Source organism: Pseudomonas sp. Je.1.5.c (assembly GCF_051129895.1).
GTDB lineage: Bacteria > Pseudomonadota > Gammaproteobacteria > Pseudomonadales > Pseudomonadaceae > Aquipseudomonas > Aquipseudomonas urmiensis.
On record NZ_JBCPSP010000006.1, the window covers coordinates 87,852 to 105,927 of the forward strand.

General features: G+C 62.9%; 12 protein-coding genes. 3 read left to right on the forward strand and 9 right to left on the reverse strand.

The window, feature by feature from the left end:
* Nucleotides 1-246 precede the first annotated feature (246 nt).
* The 4 genes from AAZU54_RS07375 to bglX form a co-directional block, all read right to left on the reverse strand.
* A complete protein-coding gene (locus AAZU54_RS07375) occupies nt 247-1,566 on the reverse strand; it encodes an MFS transporter (protein WP_186553966.1) in 1,320 nt (439 codons plus the stop codon).
* A 288-nt stretch (nt 1,567-1,854) separates the two neighbouring features.
* A complete protein-coding gene (locus tag AAZU54_RS07380) occupies nt 1,855-3,189 on the reverse strand; it encodes a sigma-54-dependent transcriptional regulator (RefSeq protein WP_434726913.1) in 1,335 nt (444 codons plus the stop codon).
* A complete protein-coding gene (locus tag AAZU54_RS07385) occupies nt 3,183-4,940 on the reverse strand; it encodes a sensor histidine kinase (protein ID WP_186553968.1) in 1,758 nt (585 codons plus the stop codon). Before AAZU54_RS07385 ends, AAZU54_RS07380 begins: the two co-directional genes overlap by 7 nt.
* A 176-nt stretch (nt 4,941-5,116) precedes the next feature.
* Nucleotides 5,117-7,408, reverse strand: a complete 2,292-nt coding sequence (gene bglX / locus AAZU54_RS07390; RefSeq protein WP_392464614.1) for a beta-glucosidase BglX — start codon at nt 7,406-7,408, stop codon at nt 5,117-5,119.
* Nucleotides 7,409-7,632: 224 nt separating this feature from the next.
* Between bglX and AAZU54_RS07395 the strand changes: the two genes are divergently transcribed.
* The gene (locus AAZU54_RS07395) at nt 7,633-8,250 is read left to right on the forward strand and encodes a TPM domain-containing protein (RefSeq protein WP_405129538.1); all 618 of its coding nucleotides are present in this window, start codon (nt 7,633-7,635) and stop codon (nt 8,248-8,250) included.
* 99 nt (nt 8,251-8,349) lie between these two features.
* Nucleotides 8,350-9,570 (forward strand): class I SAM-dependent methyltransferase, encoded by a 1,221-nt coding sequence (locus tag AAZU54_RS07400; RefSeq protein ID WP_434726914.1) that lies wholly within the window; start codon nt 8,350-8,352, stop codon nt 9,568-9,570.
* Nucleotides 9,571-9,737: 167 nt separating this feature from the next.
* Here the strand turns inward: AAZU54_RS07400 and AAZU54_RS07405 are convergent, their stop codons facing one another.
* From AAZU54_RS07405 to AAZU54_RS07420, 4 genes are all read right to left on the reverse strand, one after another.
* Entirely contained in the window at nt 9,738-12,290 is a 2,553-nt protein-coding gene (locus AAZU54_RS07405) for a TonB-dependent hemoglobin/transferrin/lactoferrin family receptor (protein WP_434726915.1), read from the reverse strand.
* A 117-nt stretch (nt 12,291-12,407) separates the two neighbouring features.
* The gene (locus AAZU54_RS07410) at nt 12,408-13,355 is read right to left on the reverse strand and encodes a FecR family protein (protein ID WP_186553973.1); all 948 of its coding nucleotides are present in this window, start codon (nt 13,353-13,355) and stop codon (nt 12,408-12,410) included.
* Nucleotides 13,352-13,885, reverse strand: a complete 534-nt coding sequence (locus tag AAZU54_RS07415; protein ID WP_186553974.1) for an RNA polymerase sigma factor — start codon at nt 13,883-13,885, stop codon at nt 13,352-13,354. Before AAZU54_RS07415 ends, AAZU54_RS07410 begins: the two co-directional genes overlap by 4 nt.
* 84 nt (nt 13,886-13,969) lie before the next feature.
* On the reverse strand, nt 13,970-14,986 hold the full coding sequence (locus tag AAZU54_RS07420) for a DUF4917 family protein (protein WP_405129537.1): 1,017 nt from the start codon (nt 14,984-14,986) through the stop codon (nt 13,970-13,972).
* Nucleotides 14,987-15,087: 101 nt separating this feature from the next.
* Here AAZU54_RS07420 and AAZU54_RS07425 point away from each other — a divergent pair, with 101 nt between their 5' ends.
* Complete coding sequence (locus AAZU54_RS07425) at nt 15,088-16,155, forward strand: glycerophosphodiester phosphodiesterase family protein (protein ID WP_434726916.1); 1,068 nt, start codon at nt 15,088-15,090, stop codon at nt 16,153-16,155.
* Between the two features lie 36 nt (nt 16,156-16,191).
* On the opposite strand, the gene AAZU54_RS07430 is transcribed toward AAZU54_RS07425, so the two are convergent.
* Nucleotides 16,192-17,892: a SulP family inorganic anion transporter gene (locus AAZU54_RS07430; protein WP_312153801.1), complete on the reverse strand. Its 1,701-nt coding sequence runs from the start codon at nt 17,890-17,892 to the stop codon at nt 16,192-16,194.
* Nucleotides 17,893-18,076 lie beyond the last annotated feature (184 nt).

Here is an 18,076-nt window from a genome sequence, read left to right on the forward strand (position 1 = left end):
GAATTCCCGAGGTCATTTACCCGGGGGAGTGATTTCTTGGCAGGTTGGTCAGCAATGTCAGGATGACGGCGGGGGATTAATGAGTAATTAACGCTCAGACCGTTCGTCGAGCTATAGCGGCTTCACAGGTTTGCCACATCGTTTGGACTCTGTGAGAGCGGGTTTACCCCAAAAGCGAACTGCCCAAATGCAAAAGGGGCGCACCGTCTGACGGTGCGCCCCTTTCTGGTTACAGCCCGAGCAGGATCAGTCGGTCGTGATCCGCGAGTGGGTCTTGGTGTCTTTCATGGTCGCGTAGACCAGCAGCGAGCACGCGATGCAGCCGGTGACGTACCAGTAGAAGCCGCTCTCCATGCCGACGCTCTTGAACCACAGCGCCACGTACTCGGCGGTGCCGCCGAAGATCGACACGGTCAGCGCGTACGGCAGGCCCACGCCCAGGGCGCGGATTTCAGTAGGGAACAGCTCGGCTTTGACCACGGCGTTGATCGAGGTGTAGCCGCTGACGATGATCAGCGCCGCCATGATCAGGAAGAACGCGCCCCACCAGGTGGTGATGGTGTGCAGGGTGCTGAGGATCGGTACGGTGAACAGGGTGCCGAGCACGCCGAAGGCGATCAGGATCGGGCGCCGGCCAATCTTGTCGGACAGGCCGCCAATCACCGGTTGCAGGCACATGAACAGGAACAACGTAGCCGCCGAAATGGTGGTCGAGTCACTGATGCTCATGCCCACGGTGTTGACCAGGTACTTCTGCATGTAGGTGGTGTAGGTGTAGAAGGCCAGGGTACCGCCCATGGTCAGGCCGACTACGGTCAGCAGCTCCTTGGGATGGCGCATCAGGGTGCGCATCAGGCTTTCCTTGGACTTCTCTTTCTTGGTGAAGGAGGCAGTCTCTTCCATGCCACGACGCAGGTACAGCGCGACCACTGCGCACAGCGCGCCGATCACGAACGGTACACGCCAGCCCCAGGCGTACAGCTCTTCGGTGGTCAGGGTGTTCTGCAGAATGATCAGCACTGCCAGGGCAATGAGCTGGCCAGAGATCAGCGTCACGTACTGGAAGCTTGAGAAGAAGCCACGACGCTCCTTGCTGGCCATTTCGCTGAGGTAGGTAGCCGAGGTGCCGTATTCACCGCCCACCGACAGGCCTTGCAGCAAGCGCGCAAGTACCAGCAGGATCGGGGCGGCGACGCCGATGGTTTCATAGCCCGGGGTCAGGGCGATGACCAGCGAGCCTGCGCACATCAGCAGGACCGAGGCCATCAATGCCGCTTTGCGGCCCTTGCGGTCGGCGTACAGGCCCATCAGCCAGCCGCCGATTGGGCGCATCAGGAAGCCCACGGCGAAAATTGCGGCGGTGTTGAGCAGTTGTGCGGTGGTGTCGCCAGCGGGGAAGAAGGCCTTGGCGAAGTACAGCGAGAATGCAGCGTAGACGTACCAGTCGTACCACTCGACCATGTTGCCGATCGAGCCGCTGAAAATCGACTTGAGACGGCTGGCGGTGGTTTTTTCCGCGGCAGGCGCTATGGCCGCCCCGGTTGGCAGGGAGGTGGCGTTATCCATCAGAGGTAACCTTCTCGTTGTTTTTGTGGAGCGCGCTGGGGTGCGCTTGCACAGGTGTTTGCAGAAGGTGTGCCAGATGGGTGCAGGGCGATCCATTTGGGGGCGCACCATGGTGTCGTGCGCTCCCGCAAAAAACAGTGAAACCGCGTAACCAAGGCCTTGCACGAGGCGATTGAGGCTGCGGCTTGTTGTCGCACAATGCGTGCCGTGCGCCACCACCGTTCAGGTAAATCGCCTTAAATGAGCGGATATCCGCTTATCTTAAAGATGAAATAGGCAAAAATCCGCCTATTCGCGCTCAATGAAATCTTCTCGAATCAGACCATGGCGCTGCATCTTCTCGTTCAACGTCCGCCGTGGCAGTTGCAGGGTTTCCATCACGCCCTTGATTTCACCCTTATGCTGGCGCAGGGCGGCGCGCAGGCATTGCGCCTCGAAGGCTTCCATCTGTTCGACCAACGATGGCCCGCCGTGGCTCTGCTCGGCACTGGACGCCCCCAGCCCCAAGGCATGGCGTTCTGCGGCATTGGCCAGCTCGCGGACATTGCCCGGCCAATCGTGGGCCAACAATTGCGCCAACTGTGCCCCGGATAGCGCAGGTGCGCTGCGGTTCAAGCGCTCGGCGCTGGTGCGGGCGAAAAACTCGAACAGCAGCGGGATGTCTTCTCGCCGTTCGCGCAGCGGTGCCAGGCGCAGTTCGGCGACGTTCAAGCGATAGGCCAGGTCTTCCCGGAAGCGCCCGGCGCGGGCTTCTTCCAGCAGATCCGGTTTGGTTGCGGCGATAATTCTCAGGTCGACATTGATGCTTTGGTTCGCGCCCAGGCGTTCGAGCTTCTGCTCCTGGATCACCCGCAGCAGCTTGGCCTGTTGGGCCAACGGCATGCTCTCGATTTCGTCGAGAAACACCGTGCCGCCGTTGGCGTATTCCAGCTTGCCGATGCGTTTGCCCTGAGCACCGGTGAAGGCGCCGCTTTCATGGCCAAACAGTTCGGCTTCGAACAACGCTTCCGGGATCGCTGCGCAATTGAGCGCCACGAACGGCTTGTCGGCGCGCGGCCCGAAGTCGTGCAGGCAGCGCGCCACACGCTCCTTGCCGCTGCCGGTTTCCCCTCGAATCAGCACATTGACCGGCAGGCTGGCCAGGTCCAGCACCTGTCGGCGCAGTTGCTGCAGGCCCTGGGACATGCCCAGCAGCGTGCTCTCCAAACGCGCCTTGAGGTCGGCCTGTTCGTGCAGGCGGCGGTTCTCCAGCACCAGTTGGCGCTTTTCCAGGGCGCGGCGCAGGCTGCCCAGCAAGTGCTGGGGCGTGAAGGGCTTTTCCAGAAAGTCATAAGCGCCGTTGCGCATGGCTTCCACCGCCATCGGCACATCACCGTGGCCGGTGAGCAGTATCACTGGCAGGTCGGGGTCTTGTGCGTGTAACTGTTCAAGCAACTGCAAACCGCCCATCCCTGGCATGCGCACATCGCTGATGATCACCCCTGGGAAGTGCGCCGGCAGTTGCGCCAGGCACTCCTCGGCACGGGCGAACAGCTGCACCCTGAAGCCCGACAGGCTCAGCCACTGTTCGACCGCGGTGCGGATACTGGCTTCATCATCGACGACGATCACTGAATTCAACATACCGGCTCCAGATCGCGAGGCAGGGTCAGGCTAAAGCGTGCGCCGCCAGGCAGGTTCTCGACCTGCAACTGGCCGCCGGCATCATGGACGATGCCATAGGAGATCGCCAGGCCCAGGCCGAGGCCTTCGCCCACCGGCTTGGTGGTGAAGAACGGGTCGAAGACCTTGGCCAAGTCGGTTTCATCGATACCGCCACCGGAGTCGAGCACGCTCAGGCGCCACTGGCCGTTGTCAGTTTCGATGCGGATCTCCAGGCGTTTGTAGCGTTTGTCGGCCATGGCGTCGAGGGCATTGCGCAGCAGGTTGATCAGCACCTGCTCCAGGCGGATCGCATCACCGCGCACCCAGGCCGGGCGGGCCAGGTACAGCGCCACTTCGACTTCATCGCTGCGGATGCGGGCGTCCAATAGATGCAGGGCCTGGTCGACCACATTGGCCAGGTCCAGGCGTTCGCGCAGCCCACCAGGGCTATTGCGGGCGAAGGTCTTCAGGTGGCCGGTGAGCGCCGCCATGCGCGCGAGCATTTGCTCCAGCGGCTCCAGGGCTTGGCGCGCTTCATCGAGGCGGCCATGGTCGAGCAGCAGGCGCAGGGTTTCCAGTTGCATGCGTTGGGTGGTCAGCGGCTGGTTGATCTCATGCGCCAGCGCTGCTGACATCTGCCCCAGCGCCGCCAGTTTGGCCGACTGCACCAGCCCCTCCTGGGCGGTGCGCAGTTCACGGGTGCGCTCTTCGACCTGGCGCTTGAGCTCTTCACGGCTGCGCTGGCGCAAGCGCGCCAGGCGCAGGCGCTGGCTGACGAACAGCGCGGCGAACACCAGGGTCAGCCAGATCGCGGCGGCGGCCAGCGCGGCGTTGCGCCCGTCCTCACTGACCTGGGGTTTGCGTAGCAGGTGCAAGGTCCAGCCTTCGCCTTCCAGCGGCAGGCTTTGCCACAGGTATTCAACCGGGCCATCCGGGCGTTGCACACGGCTCAGGTGGCTGTTGCCATCGAAGCGCGTCAACACCTGGTGCTGCAGCGGGACCAGTGGTTGCTTGTCGTACTGACGGGTTTCGGCCAGTTCTGCGCGGTCGGCGCCCGTCAGCGGCGCCAGTTCACGGTAACGCCAGCCGTCCTGGTTAGCGATGAAGATGATCCCGCGGGCATCGCTGACCAACAGTACATCGCTGCCCTGGCGCCATTCGCGCTCAAGTTCGGGGAACTCCAGCTTGACCACCATGGCGCCAAGAAAGCGCCCTTGCTCGTCATTGACCGCGCTTGAGAGGAAATAACCTGGCACGCCACTGGTCACGCCGACCGCGTAGAAGCGGCCACTGCCCTGGGTGCGGGTCTGTTTGAAGTAGGGGCGAAAGCCATAGTTGGAGCCGACATAGGTGGTCGGCAGGCGCCAGTTGCTGGCGGCGACCGCCAGGCCGGTATGGTCGAGCAACTCAAGAGTAGAGGAGTTGGCCGCACCGTTGATGCGTTCGAGCTTGCGGTTGAGGGCATCTTGCACCGGCTCGCTGACCGGGCCACGCAAGGCGGCGATCAGTTCCGGGTCCAGTGCCAATACCGCCGGCAGGGCGCGGTAGCGTTCGATCAGGGTATGCAGAGAATTGGCGTACAAGCCCAATTGCTGGGCGGCACGGCGGGCGTCGGTTTCCATCGACTGGCGCTTGGCCTGATGCATGGCCCAGCCGGCGCTCAGAGCGGTGCCGACCACAATCAGCAACACGATCAGGCCCAGGCGCAGTGCGCGAAACGAAGAAGGCATGGTGCAGATCCTGGGGCTGTTGAGATCTATTGGAGGTGTGCTAGGTGTGCCGGCCTCATCGCGGGGCAAGCCCGCTCCCACGCGTATCCTTCTGTTGAGACTGCGTGGGCGCGGGCTTGCCCCGCGATGAGGCCGGTGAAGGCACCCCGTCGCAGGCGCCTTGCTCCGGCACAGGCTTACAGCAACTCGAAACTCTGCTGCTGCACCGCTTCGGAATCGAGCCCGACCTGCACATTGAACTGGCCCGGCTCAGCCACCCGCTGCAGCTGGCCATTGTAGAACTTCAGGTCTTCTTCGCTGATGCTGAAGGTCAAGGTTCGCGATTCGCCCGCCTTGAGCATCAGTTTCTGGAAGTTCTTCAGTTCCTTGACCGGACGGCTCATCGAAGCGCTGACGTCTTGCAGATACAACTGCACCACAGTCTCGCCATCACGCTTGCCGGTGTTCTTCACGGTCACCTTGGCGTGCAAGGTGTCGCCGCGCTTGAGCTGAGTGCTGGCAAGCTTCAACCCCGACAGCTCGAAGCTGCTGTAGCTCAGGCCATAGCCGAACGGGTACAACGGGCCATTAGGCTCCTCGAAGTACTGCGAGGTGTAGTTGCCAGGCTTTCCAGGGGTGAACGGACGGCCGATGCGCAGGTGGTTGTAGTACATCGGGATCTGCCCGACCGAACGCGGGAAGGTGATGGCCAGCTTGCCGGACGGGTTGTAGTCGCCAAACAGCACATCGGCGATGGCGTTGCCGCCTTCGGTGCCGCTGAACCAGGTTTCGAGCAGGGCATCGGCCTGGTCTCGTTCCCAGGCGATCGACAGCGGGCGGCCGTTCATCAGCACCAGCACCAGGGGCTTGCCGGTGGCCTTCAGTGCCTTGATCAGCTCGCGTTGCACCGCGGGAATTTCCAGGGTGGTGCGGCTTGACGACTCGTGGGACATGCCGCGCGACTCACCGACCACGGCAACAACCACGTCGGATTGCTTGGCGGCCTTGACCGCCTCGTCGATCAGCACGGCGGCAGGGCGCAGGTCGTCGACGATTTCCGGGGCGTCGAAGTTGAGGAAGTTCAGGTAATCAAACATGGCCTTGTCGCCAGTGACATTCGAGCCCTTGGCGTAGATCAGCTTGGCCTTGTCGCCGACTGCGCGGCGCAGCCCTTCGCGCACAGTGACGGAATGCTCGGGACGGCCATCGGCGGCCCAGCTGCCCATCATGTCGATCGGTGCATCGGCCAGGGGGCCGACCAGGGCGATGGTGCCGGTTTTCTTCAGCGGCAAGGTCTGGTTACGGTTTTCCAGCAACACCAGGCTGCGCCGGGCGACATCGCGGGCGGCGTCGCGGTGCAGTCGGTCGTTAGCGTAATAGTCCTTCAGATCGGTCTCGGCCTTGCCGATACGCACGTACGGGTTGTCGAACAGGCCCATCTCGTACTTGGCACCCAGAACCTCGCGCACCGCCTGGTCGAGTTCGGCCTGGGTCACTTCGCCAGACTTGAGCAGGCCGGGCAGTTCTTCACCATACAGGGTGTCGTTCATGCTCATGTCGATGCCGGCCTTGATCGCCAGCTTGGCCGCTTCGCGCCCGTCCTTGGCCACGCCGTGACGGATCAGCTCCTGGATCGCGCCATGGTCGCTGATGGTCACGCCCTTGAAGCCCCACTCCTTGCGCAGCAGGTCGTTCATCAGCCAGGTGTTGGAGGTGGCTGGCACGCCGTTGATCGAGTTGAGCGCGACCATCACGCCACCTGCACCCGCATCAAGCGCGGCGCGGTAGGGCGGCAGGTAGTCGTTGTACATTTTCGGCAGGCTCATATCGACCGTGTTGTAGTCGCGCCCGCCTTCCACTGCGCCGTACAGGGCGAAGTGCTTGACGATGGCCATGATGCTGTCGGGGTTCTTCGCACTCGATCCCTGGAAGCCCTTGACCATCTCCTGGCCAATGCGCGAAGTCAGGTAGGTGTCTTCGCCGAAGCCTTCACTGGTGCGGCCCCAGCGCGGGTCGCGGGCGATGTCGACCATGGGTGCGAAGGTCATGTCCAGGGCATCGGCGGAGGCCTCGATGGCCGAGGTACGGCCGACCTTGGCAATCGCGTCCATGTCCCAGGTCGCGGCCAGGCCCAGGCTAATCGGGAAGATGGTGCGCTCGCCATGGATAGTGTCGTAGGCGAAGAACATCGGGATCTTCAACCGGCTGCGCATGGCGGCGTCCTGCATCGGGCGGTTTTCCGGCGCGGTGCGCGAGTTGAAGGTGCCGCCAATGCGTCCGGCGGCGATTTCCTCGCGGATCTTTTCCTTTGGCATCTCTGGGCCGATGCTGATCAGGCGCAGCTGGCCGATCTTCTCATCGACGGTCATCTGCCCGATCAGGTGGTCGATGAACGCCTGCTTGTCTTGCAGGGGCGGGGCGGAGTTAGCGGCCAGGGCCGCCTGACTGGCAAGGGCCATGGCCAGGCCCAGCGAAGACAGTTTCATCATCAATTCCATTGTCGTGGCCTGGGCCGTATCCACAGGGATACGCGCGCGGCCTAAAGTTGTCGGGCGGCTGTTGTTCTTGGGTGATAGGGCGATCTTTCCGATCATTCCTACAGCAGGATGCAGCGGCAGCGGAGGATTATGCCTGATGTCACGCAGTTGTTGAGATACACTCGCGCCAGCCCCGTGCCGGGACAACAACTATAAGAACGTTAGAGACCGATGGCATGACCGTTTTCAATCAATACGAGCAACGCCAGATTGCCGAGGCCATCGCCCGCGCCGAGCGGCGCACCGACGCGGAACTTGTGACGGTACTGGCGCGCCGCGCCGACGACTATGCCTATCTGCCGCTGTTCTGGGCGGCGCTGCTGGCGCTGGTGATTCCTGCCGTGCTGCATCTACTGATCAATTGGCCGAGCTTGCGCGCGTTGCTGGTGGCCCAGGTGGTGCTGTTCATCGGCCTGTGTCTGCTGCTGCGCAATGCCCGCCTGGCCAGCCTGGTAACCCCGCGTCTGCTGCGCCATCGGCGTGCCTCGGGCCTGGCGCGCCAGCAGTTTCGCGAGTTGAACCTGCAGCGTACCGCTGGCGCTACTGGCGTGCTGATCTTCGTCAGCGAGGCCGAGCACTATGTGGCGATCCTGGCTGACAAAGGCATCGAACAGCATCTGGACGCCCAGGCTAGGGCCGTGCTGGTCGCCCGTTTCACCGAGCAGGTGCGCCAGGGCCGGACCTTGCAGGGCTTCGTCGAATGCATCGATGCTTGCGGTGAGCTGCTCAGCCGCCAGCTGCCGGCCACCCATAGCCGCAACGAATTGCCCAACCGCTTGGTGATCCTCGACTGAGCCACGCCCATCGAGAAAACCTTCGCGCAAGGCTGCCAGCGACGTAGAATGCCCGCCATTGCGCGCAGCGCTCCCGGCAATTCGAGGCACCCCGTTCCCATGTCCGCCAACCCTTACGCTTCCACCGCGCCGGATGCGCGTTGCCAATTCCTGCGCCTGCTGGCCGATGCCCTGGAGCAAGGCAGCCTGAGCAAGCTGGTGCTCGCTCGTCACGTTGGCGCCGACCAGAGCCTGCAACGGATCATCGCCAAGCCGCTGTTGGTCAAGGGCCAGCCAAGCCTGTCGCTGGTCTACCGCCATCAAACCCGCGACATCACCCGCAACGTGCCAGTCGAGCAAGTGCAAGCGCTGGTCGCCGAGCTGTTGCCGGACAGCTTTCGCAATGCGCACCTGTTCACTACTGACGGCGAAGTGCAGCTGGCCTTCAGCAAAAAAGGCAAGCCGATGCTTCAGCGCCATGTGGCGCAGGCTCCGCGCGAAGCCGCGCCTGCGGCTGGGCATGACCGCGAGAAGAAACGCTACCTGGAGCTTTCCAGGCCGTTCCTGCGCGATCTGGGGGTGACCGATGGCCAGGGCGCGCTGATCCCGTCGATGTCGCGCAAGTGGAAGCAGATCAACAAGTTCATCGAAGTCTTCGACCATGCCCTGGCCAGTGCCCCGCTGGCGGCGGCGCAGCCATTGCGGGTTGCCGACTTCGGTTCGGGCAAGGGCTACCTGACCTTCGCCATGCATGATTACCTGCGCAACTCCCTGGGCCGCGAGGCGCAGGTCACTGGCGTCGAATTGCGCCAGGACATGGTCGACTTGTGCAACACCGCCGCCGCGCGTCTTGAGCATCCAGGCCTGGTATTCGAGTGCGGCGATGTGCGCAGCGTGGTGCCCGAGGCCATCGAGGTGATGATCGCCCTGCACGCGTGTGACATCGCCACCGACTACGCCATCCACACCGGTATTCGCTGCAACGCGGCGATCATCATGTGCTCGCCGTGCTGTCACAAACAGGTACGCCCGCAGTTGCAGAGCCCAGGCTTGTTGCAGCCAATGTTGCAGTACGGCCTGCATCTGGGGCAACAGGCCGAGATGCTCACCGACAGCCTGCGCGCCTTGTACCTGGAGGCCTGTGGCTACGAGACCAAGGTGTTCGAGTTCATCTCGCTGGAGCACACCAACAAGAACAAGATGATTCTTGCGGTCAAGCGCAAGCAGCCGGTGGATGCGACTGCCCTTTTGCAGAAGATTGCCCAGCTCAAGGCGTTCTATGGCGTCAGCGAGCATTGCCTGGAGACGTTGTTGCGGGCGGATGGCTTGATCGCTATCTGACTGCGCGTTGGCCTTTTCGCGGGCAAGCCCGCTCCCACAAGTACCGCGATACCTTCGAAAGCAGCGCTATCCCTGTGGGAGTGGGCATCGCGCATACTTCCAAAGCAGCGCTATCCCTGTGGGAGCGGGCTTGCCCGCGAAAAGGGCGCCGCGAAGTGTCAGATGTTTCAGAAGAACCGGGTCACACTGACCTTGGCATTACGCCCGATGGTGTAGGCATTTTCCCCAGACAATTCCGGCCGCACCGACACATTGAACAGGTTGTCCACCGTCAGGTTGACCTCAGTGCCTTTCAGGTAAGGCTGCTGCGGTTTCCAGTTGGCGAACAGGCCGTGGATCTGATAACGCTCGTTGCCGAAGTTGTCGTAGTAGCGGTCGCCCAATGCGCTGGCCGGGCCTTCGAAGTACTTGTCGCTGGGCAGATGGTGAGTCTTGCTAACGAACTCGGCAGTCCAGCCGACGCGGGCATCCCAGGCCGGAATCTTCACGCCCAGGGTGGCGATCCACTTGGGCGCCGGCACGTCCTTGGCCCACACATCCGGCCCCCATGGGTTGGTGTAGGCGCCTTCGTGGCGGCCTTCCATCCAGGCGTACGACAGGGCACCGAACAGGTAGGTGGCGTCGTAGAAGGTCTCCACCTCATAGCCCTGGTACACCGTGTCGCCAATGTTGCGGTAGTTGCTCATCAGCCCGCCGCCGCAGGTCTGGGCGATGGTGCCGCCAGTGACCATCTGCTGCTGGCAACCAATACCCGTGGCTTTGAAAATCTCGTCTTTGACATGGTTGCGGAACAGCGTGGTGCGAATCTGTGCGCTGTCGCCCTGCACGAACACGTTGGAGAAATTGCTGATGCTGCCCAGGCGAATGCCGGTGATGCGCTCGGGGTCGAGGTTACGGCTGGTGGCCGTGCGGCTGCCCACGCCTTGCACTTCGTACTGCTCGTCCAGCACCGGGGCACGCCAGGTCTTGCTGTAGTTGGCGAACAGCGCGTGCTGGTCGTTTAGCTTGTAGAACAGCGCCAGGCGCGGCGACCAGCCGCTGTAGGTCTTGGCGCTGTAGTCGTGACCGGCTGCTGGGCTGTTGTAGTAGGGCGCCTGGTTTGGCTCGCCTTCGTTGGTCACGTGGTCGTAACGCAGCGATGGGGTGATGGTCAGGTCGCCAATGGTGATCGCATCCTGCAGGTAGTAGCCCTGGCTCTCGACCTTGCCACGCGGCATGAAGTACGGCTGGAAATGGCCGTAGTTGTACTTGGGCACGTCGTACATCTTGCCCGGCATCCACATCTGCGTATCCCGCTCATGCTGGCGCACTTGCAACCCTGCGGTCAGCGCATGTTCGAGCGGGCCGGTGGTGAACAGGCTGGTGTTCTTCACATCGAGCATGCGGTCCTTGTACTCGGTGTCCATCTTGCGCCCGCCCGTGGCGGCCTGGAAGAACGCCGTGGCGTTGCGTTCGTCAGTCTGGTCGGTATCTGACTCGGAATATTTGACCTGCAAATCGACCCAGGGATTTTCGATCGGCTGGTAGTTGTAGGTGGCCGACCAGGTGGTGTCGACCGTGTTGCGCAGGGCGAGGAAGCGTTTGATCGCGTTTTCGTAGCCATAGCGATCGATGTTGGCCTGGGTCGGCGGGGTCGGGTAGGCGGTGGACGAGAAGCCCGTCCAGCGCTCGGTCTGCGAGCGCGACCAGGACAGCCCCAGGCTGTGCTCGTCGGTAAAGTGGATGTTGCTCTTGAGCAAAGCGCCTTCCAGGTCCAAGGCGCTGTTGGGCAGGCGCTTGGGGTTGATCGGGTAGCGGTTTTCCGGATCGGGCAGGCGGTCGGCCATTTTCATGTCGCCGCCGTCGCGCTTGGTCAGGTAGACCAAACCGTCGATGCGGCCATCGTCGCTGCGGCCGAACAGCGCCGAGCTGTAGATCTGCTGGTGGTCGTTGCTGGCGTAGCCGTACTTGACCATCGCGCCGCTGTTGCGGCCCTCTTGCAGCAGGTCGCTGGCGTCCTTGGTCTGCATGTTGACGCTGCCACCAAAGCCGCCGTTGCCGGTCTTGACCGAGTGCGGGCCTTTTTCCACCTCGATGAACTTGATCAGTTCTGGCTCGATGAAGATGGTGCCCTGCTGGTAGCGCTCGAAACCGCTCTTGGTAGCGCCGTCGACGGTCATCGGCACATCTTCGGCGTCACCCATGCCCCAGATGTTGATGGTCTGCCCGCCAGGTTTGGCCGAACCGCCCATGTTCACTCCAGGCAGGGTGGCCAAGACGCTGGGGATGTTGCTGGGCTGGTAGCGGTCGATCTGTTCCTGGTCCAGGGTCGAGCGGCCGACGTTGTCGGGTGTGACCTGCTGGCCATCGCCGACGATGCTCAGGGCGCCGAGCTGGATGCTGTTGTCGGCGTTGGGTTGGTCCTCGCGCAGGCGCACCACGTAGGTTTCACCCATGCGCAGTACGCTGAAGCGGCTGCCGGCCAGCAGGCGGGAGATCGCCTCGTGCGCCTCATAGGCGCCGTTGAGCGCAGGGGCCTGGGCATCGCGCAGCACCGCCTCATCGAACAGCAACTGCACCTTGGCCTGCTGTGCCAGTTGGCTGAGCGAGCGGGCCAGCGCTTGGGCCGGCAGGTCGAGCTGTACAGGCGCGGCCTCGGCGGCCAGGCTCACAGCCAGGCACAGCACCAGCAGGGATGGACGAACAGGCAAGGATCGCAACGGACGCAACGCGGACAACATGAATTCCCCCAAACGGCAATAGGCCGGAAAAAGCCTGCCAATTGCGCGACAGGCGGGGAGGAAGACGTGGCGTTGAGAAAAGTCCTCACCTGCGAATGATAAAAATTCTTAAAAAAATCAGCGGCGGTCGATGCGCAGGCGTCCGTCGGCCAGCAAGGTGGTTTTCACCGGCAGCAGAGCGGGCAGGGCGTTGAGCAGGGCGTCCGGGTCGTGTACGTCGAGATTCCCTGAGACTTTGTATTGCCCAAGTGACGGATCGGCCAGCAGCACCGGCTGTTCGCGGTACAGGCGGAGTTCGTCAATCAGGCTGGCCAACTCGCGGTTGCGAAAGCTCACATGACCGTCGCGCCAGTCGGCTACCGGCTGGTCGTTCAATGCCTGTTGGGTGACAGTGCCTCGCGTTGTGTCGTAGGTGGCCTGTTGACCTGCGCCGAGCAGCAGCGGCGGATTAGTTTCGCCTGGTGTGTCGAAGGCTACCTGGCCGTGGGCGACTGTGACCACCAGCTCCTTTTCACCGCGGCGCACATCGAAGCCTGTGCCCACCACCCGTACTTGTCCTCTGCCCGCGTCGATGAGCAGTGGCCGCTCCTTGTCCGGTGCCACGTCGATGTACAGCTGGCCTTGATCGAGGTGGATCAGCCGGCGCTCGGCGCTGAAGTCCAGGCGCAGCCGGGTCTGGGCGTTGATCACCAACTGGCTGCCGTCGGGCAGGCGCAGGCTGCGCAGGTCGTGCTGGGCGCTCAGACGCTGTTGGTAGGCGCTGCTGCCAGCGCCGAGATTGCCGGCCAGCAGCGCACACAGCAGCGCAGCGGCGGCGGCCAGGGCCGGGCGCCAGCGCGGCGCGCGGCGGACCACCAGGGGCACCGGGCGGTTGGCCTGTTTGAGCGCCTCGAGGTCGTCCCATAGTTGCTCGAACTGGCGATAGGCGCGAGCGTTCTGCGGGTCTTGCAACCACTGGGCAAAGGCCTTGCGTGCCTCACGCGAGGGGGCATTGCGGTTGCGGCTGAACCAGCTGGCGGCCTGGGCGTCGATCGAGTTGGCGTCGAGATCGTCAAGAGGGGTCATTCTGCGTGCTCCCTGCCGTTATCGCTGTCCAGGCGTTGCTTGCACTGCAGCAGGGCGGCGGCGATGTGCTTTTCGACCATGCTTACTGAAATATTCATGCGTTGTGCGATCTGCGCCTGGGTCAGTCCTTCGAAGCGATGCAGCATAAGGGCTTCGCGGCGCCGCGGCGAGAGTTGCGCGAGCACCTGGCGCAGATGTTCCAGGCGTTGCTGGCGCTGGGCGTGGTCGAGCGGGTCGTTGGCCGGCTCGCTGTGCAGCACCTCGGCCTGCTCTTCGCCCAGCGCGCTGTGGCGCACCTTCTGCCGGCGCCAATGGTCGCTGAGCAGGTTGCGCGCCATCTGGAACAGAAACGCCCGCGGCTGCTCGACCTTGGCCCGGTCGCGATACCCCAGCCATTGGGTGAACACGTCCTGGGTCATGTCTGCGGCATCGCTGGCATTGTCCATGCGCTTGCGCAGGAAGTGCAGGATGTCGGCATAGAAACCCCGGCAGGATTCCTGGGCGGCTGGGTCGGGTTTGAGGCGCTGCATGCACGCTTTCCGGGCTGGCCTGGAGAAAGGGTGCGGATCTTATCGATAATTATTTACATTTGCCAAGTTTTACTGATTGCTCGTTCAGCGCCGCCGGGAGAAATCAGCGGGGACGTCGATGGCCAGCTGGGTATCGCCCAACGGGTGGGTGCTGGCGTCGAAAAAGTGCAGGGAAATGTGTGGAATATCGGCAAACCGCTGAATGAAATGCTGTTTTTGGTTGATAACCGAAGCCTCGCTCAGCGGCCGAATGGCGATCGCCAGGTGTGCCGGCCGCGCCTGGCGAATGGCCTCGAGCAGGTGTTGGTCGCTGCTATCCAGATGCTGCCCGAACAGGCATAGCCCCTGGGTTTCACCGGCGAGTTGGCCCAGGCACCAAGACAGGTAATCGGAATGACGAATAGCCCGCAGTTTGTGTTCGCTGCGATCCTCGTTGATGAACAACGGCACTTCACCGGGAATGTTCACGGCAAAGCCATCGAGCAACTCGGCGTTATTGGCGCTGCGCTGGCGGGTGCTGCCGTCGGGCAGCTTGAGCAAGTGCAGCCCGCCATGCAGGTGCATCACCCGCGTACCTTCGCTGCGCGTGTTGCGCACATCGAAAAAGCCTTCTTCATCGAACAGCGAGGCAAACCCCTGCGGTGCATGGCGCATCGCCCAGGGCAAGAGCAGGTCGTAGTTGCTGGTATAGACACGGCGATAGCCACGCAGCGCCTGGTTGATCGTGTAGAGGGTGGCGCTTGGCATCAGTGGCCAGGGCATATGCACCGCGCGCACGGCATGGATCAGCGCTTCTTTGAGCGAGTAGTAGCGGTTCAGCGGCGCGGTGGAGTTGATCGCCAGCGCAGCGTTGGCCCGGACCGTGGTGTTCAAGGTGCTCAGCACCGGCTCGAACAACTCTGTGCCCAACGCCTTGAACAACGCCTGGTCGCTGACACCCAAGGCCTTGTGTCGCACGCGCTGGGCCTGTTCGAACAGCGAGAAATAGCCGAACGGTTTCCACAGCGCACGGCTGGCACCATTGCCCAGCAGCAAGGCATCGCAGGGATGGCTGGCGTTGAGCGTTGGCCAGGCGATCAGGTGGGCGTCTAGTGCAGGCATGCGAGGGTCCAGGGGTAGAGGCGGAAATCGCGGGGACTTTAGCATGTCATGCAAGCTGTGCGAGGCTGTCTGGCCATGGATAGAGACGCAGGAGAGCCAAGATGTACACGCAGATCGTACGGGCACTGGGCCTTGCAACACTGTTGTCGGGCGCGGCCCAAGCCAGCGATGGGCGCAGCTTGGCGGCTGCCCAGGGCATTGCACATCCGGTAGTGATCGCCCATCGCGGTGCGTCTTTCGATGCGCCCGAGTCCACCAGGCCGGCTTACCTGCTGGCCCGCGAACTGGGCGCTGACTATCTGGAGCTGGACCTGCAACGCACCCGCGATGGCGTGCTGGTGGTGGTGCACGATGATGTGCTGTCGCGCACCAGTGATGTCGCCGAGCGCTTCCCCACGCGCCGTGACAGCCCGGTCAGCGCTTTCACCTTGGCGGAGCTTAAATCGCTGGACGCGGGCAGCTGGTTCAACCAGGCATATCCGGATCGCGCCCGGGCTTCGTTCAAGCAGCTACCAATCCTGACCCTGGATGAGGTGATCGACATCGCAGAAGACAGCCCGCAGCAGCGGCCTGGGTTGTATATCGAGACCAAGATGCCGGGGCAGTTTCCTGGCATCGAGCGTGATCTGGCCGAGCGACTCAAGGCGCGGGGCTGGCTGGACAAGCCTGGGCGGGTGGTACTGCAGACGTTTGATCGCAACAGCCTGCGACTGCTGCATGAGGCCATGCCACAGGTGCCCAAGGTGCTGTTGCTGTGGGTGGGCAAGGGCAGTATCGAGCCGGCCTCGGGGCAGTCGTTTGTCGAATCGGGTGAGCGCGACAAAGCGGCGTTCTACGCCCGTCAGCGGCCTCGCGATCGGGCTGAGTTCGAACGTTGGCTTGAGTTTGCCAAGGCGGGCGGCGCGATCGCCACAGGGCCATCGGCGCGGCGCAGCCAGTTGGGCGAGCAGAGCTATGCCGATTTGATTGAGCCGTGGATGAACCAGCTCAGCCATCAACAGGGGCTGCTGGTGCATGTGTATACCCTTGATGAGCCGGTGGATTTCGCCAAGGCGATGCAGGCCGGGGTGGATGGGATTTTTACCAATAGGACCGGGGCGCTGATGCGCTTTTATGGACGGGCGGATGCGCTGGAGGAAGGACAGGTATTGCGCAGGCTCGGGTACTGATCGAAGAGCAAGCCCTTAGTGGCCTCACGCAAAGCCTTAATCGTTCGTCGTCTCCTTACGCGCCCGATTGCGCCAAACCCGATAAGCCCGTATCCCCGCCCGCACCGAGCCGAACAGCAGCTTGTCTTCCATCTCTCGCGCCATTCCCGAGCGCACCAGCATGCGCAGGAAGGTGCCGCGGGCGCGGGCGATGGCGAAGTGAATCCCTTGTGCTGCGAGGGTGTCGCGCACCTCGCGCAGGGCGGCGATACCGCTGACGTCGATGCTGGTCACCGCCTCGGCATCGAACAGCACTGCCTGGGGCTTGTCCTCGCCTTGCACGGCGTCGAGCAAGCGCATTTTGAAATAGTCGGCATTGAAGAACAGGATCGCATCATCGAAGCGGTACACCACCAAACCTGGCACCGTGCGCGCGTCGGGGTGATGGCGCACATCGACCTGGCCTTCGATGCCCGGCGCCCAGCCGAGCACTGCATCGGTAGGTTGGTAGATGCTGTAGAGCAGACGCAGGATGGCCAAGGTCACGGCGAACACGATCCCCGGCAATACCCCCAGGCCAAGTACACCGACGGTGGTCAGCAGGCACAGCCAGAACTCGAAGCGGCTCAGGCGATAGATCTTGCCCAGCGACTGCACATCGATCAGCCCCCAGCCAGCCATCAGCAGCACAGCACCGAGCGCAGCCTGGGGAATCCAGGCCATTGGGGCGGTGAAGAAAAGCAGGATCAAGGCAATCACCAGTGCGGCAATGATGCCCACCAGTTGGCTCTTGCCGCCGACCATGTCGTTGACCGCGGTACGTGAGTCGGCGCCACTGATGGCGAAACCTTGCGACAGCCCGGCAGCCAGGTTACTCACCCCCAAGGCGACGAACTCGTGGTTGGCGTTGATCGCATAGCCATGCCGGGCGGCGAAGCTGCGGGCGGTGAGCATGGCGCTGCAAAAACTGACGGTGGCGATACCCAAGGCATCGCGCAGCAGGCTCTTGGTCTCGGCCAGATTGCTTTGCGGCCAAGCCAGCTCGGGCATCCCGCCTGGCACTGGGCCGAGGATGGCGACGCCGAAATGGTCGAGCCCGAATAGTCCGACCAGCAAGGTGAACAGCACAACGGTGACCAACGCCGCTGGCAGGCGCGGATAACGCCGTGGCAGCCAGATCAGCAAGCCGAGGCCGGCCACGCCGATCAGCAGGGTCAGCCAGTGGATCTCGCCCAGGCGTTGAACAAAGTTGATCAGGCTGAGGATGAACCCGTCGCCCTCGATCTTGAAGCCCACCACCTTGCTCAATTGCCCGGCGATCAGGCTCAGGCCGATGCCGTTGAGGTAGCCAATCAGGATCGGCCGCGAGAAGAAGCTGGCAATGAACCCAGCTCGCGCCACACCGGCGGCAATCAGCATCACCCCCACCAGCACCGTGACGATCACCGACAGCTCGGCGATGCGCTGCGGATCACCCATCGCCAACGGCGCCACGGCTCCGGCGATCATCGCGCAGGTCGCCGCATCCGGCCCCACCATCAACTGCCGTGAACTGCCGATCAAGGCATAGACCATCATCGGCAGTACGCAGGCGTACAGCCCGTACTGCGGCGGTAGGCCGACGATCTGGGCGTAGGCGATGGCGATCGGGATCTGAATCGCTGCCACCGACAGGCCCGCCTGCAGGTCAGCGTGGAACCACTCGCGGCGGTAGTGCAGCAGGTTGGCCAGGCCCGGTAGCCAGCGTGAGAGAAACATGCGCAGTCCTTTCGAAATGTTTCACAGTGCAGGTGAGCATATGCGCTCACGGCGCGCTCCGTGCAAGCGGATTTTCGCGCAGGGCATTCAAGCGGATTGGGCAGGTGCAGGCCATGGGCCAGATCAAGCAAAGGGCAGAAACGAAAAAAGGAAGCCTCGGCTTCCTTTTGACAGGCGATGACGT

Bases quoted from the DNA above. Each gene is read 5' to 3' on its own strand.
- AAZU54_RS07375 (WP_186553966.1), bottom strand. From the start codon at position 1,566: ATGGATAACGCCACCTCCCTGCCAACCGGGGCGGCCATAGCGCCTGCC.
- AAZU54_RS07380 (WP_434726913.1), bottom strand. From the start codon at position 3,189: ATGTTGAATTCAGTGATCGTCGTCGATGATGAAGCCAGTATCCGCACC.
- AAZU54_RS07385 (WP_186553968.1), bottom strand. From the start codon at position 4,940: ATGCCTTCTTCGTTTCGCGCACTGCGCCTGGGCCTGATCGTGTTGCTG.
- bglX (WP_392464614.1), bottom strand. From the start codon at position 7,408: ATGATGAAACTGTCTTCGCTGGGCCTGGCCATGGCCCTTGCCAGTCAG.
- AAZU54_RS07395 (WP_405129538.1), top strand. From the start codon at position 7,633: ATGACCGTTTTCAATCAATACGAGCAACGCCAGATTGCCGAGGCCATC.
- AAZU54_RS07400 (WP_434726914.1), top strand. From the start codon at position 8,350: ATGTCCGCCAACCCTTACGCTTCCACCGCGCCGGATGCGCGTTGCCAA.
- AAZU54_RS07405 (WP_434726915.1), bottom strand. From the start codon at position 12,290: ATGTTGTCCGCGTTGCGTCCGTTGCGATCCTTGCCTGTTCGTCCATCC.
- AAZU54_RS07410 (WP_186553973.1), bottom strand. From the start codon at position 13,355: ATGACCCCTCTTGACGATCTCGACGCCAACTCGATCGACGCCCAGGCC.
- AAZU54_RS07415 (WP_186553974.1), bottom strand. From the start codon at position 13,885: ATGCAGCGCCTCAAACCCGACCCAGCCGCCCAGGAATCCTGCCGGGGT.
- AAZU54_RS07420 (WP_405129537.1), bottom strand. From the start codon at position 14,986: ATGCCTGCACTAGACGCCCACCTGATCGCCTGGCCAACGCTCAACGCC.
- AAZU54_RS07425 (WP_434726916.1), top strand. From the start codon at position 15,088: ATGTACACGCAGATCGTACGGGCACTGGGCCTTGCAACACTGTTGTCG.
- AAZU54_RS07430 (WP_312153801.1), bottom strand. From the start codon at position 17,892: ATGTTTCTCTCACGCTGGCTACCGGGCCTGGCCAACCTGCTGCACTAC.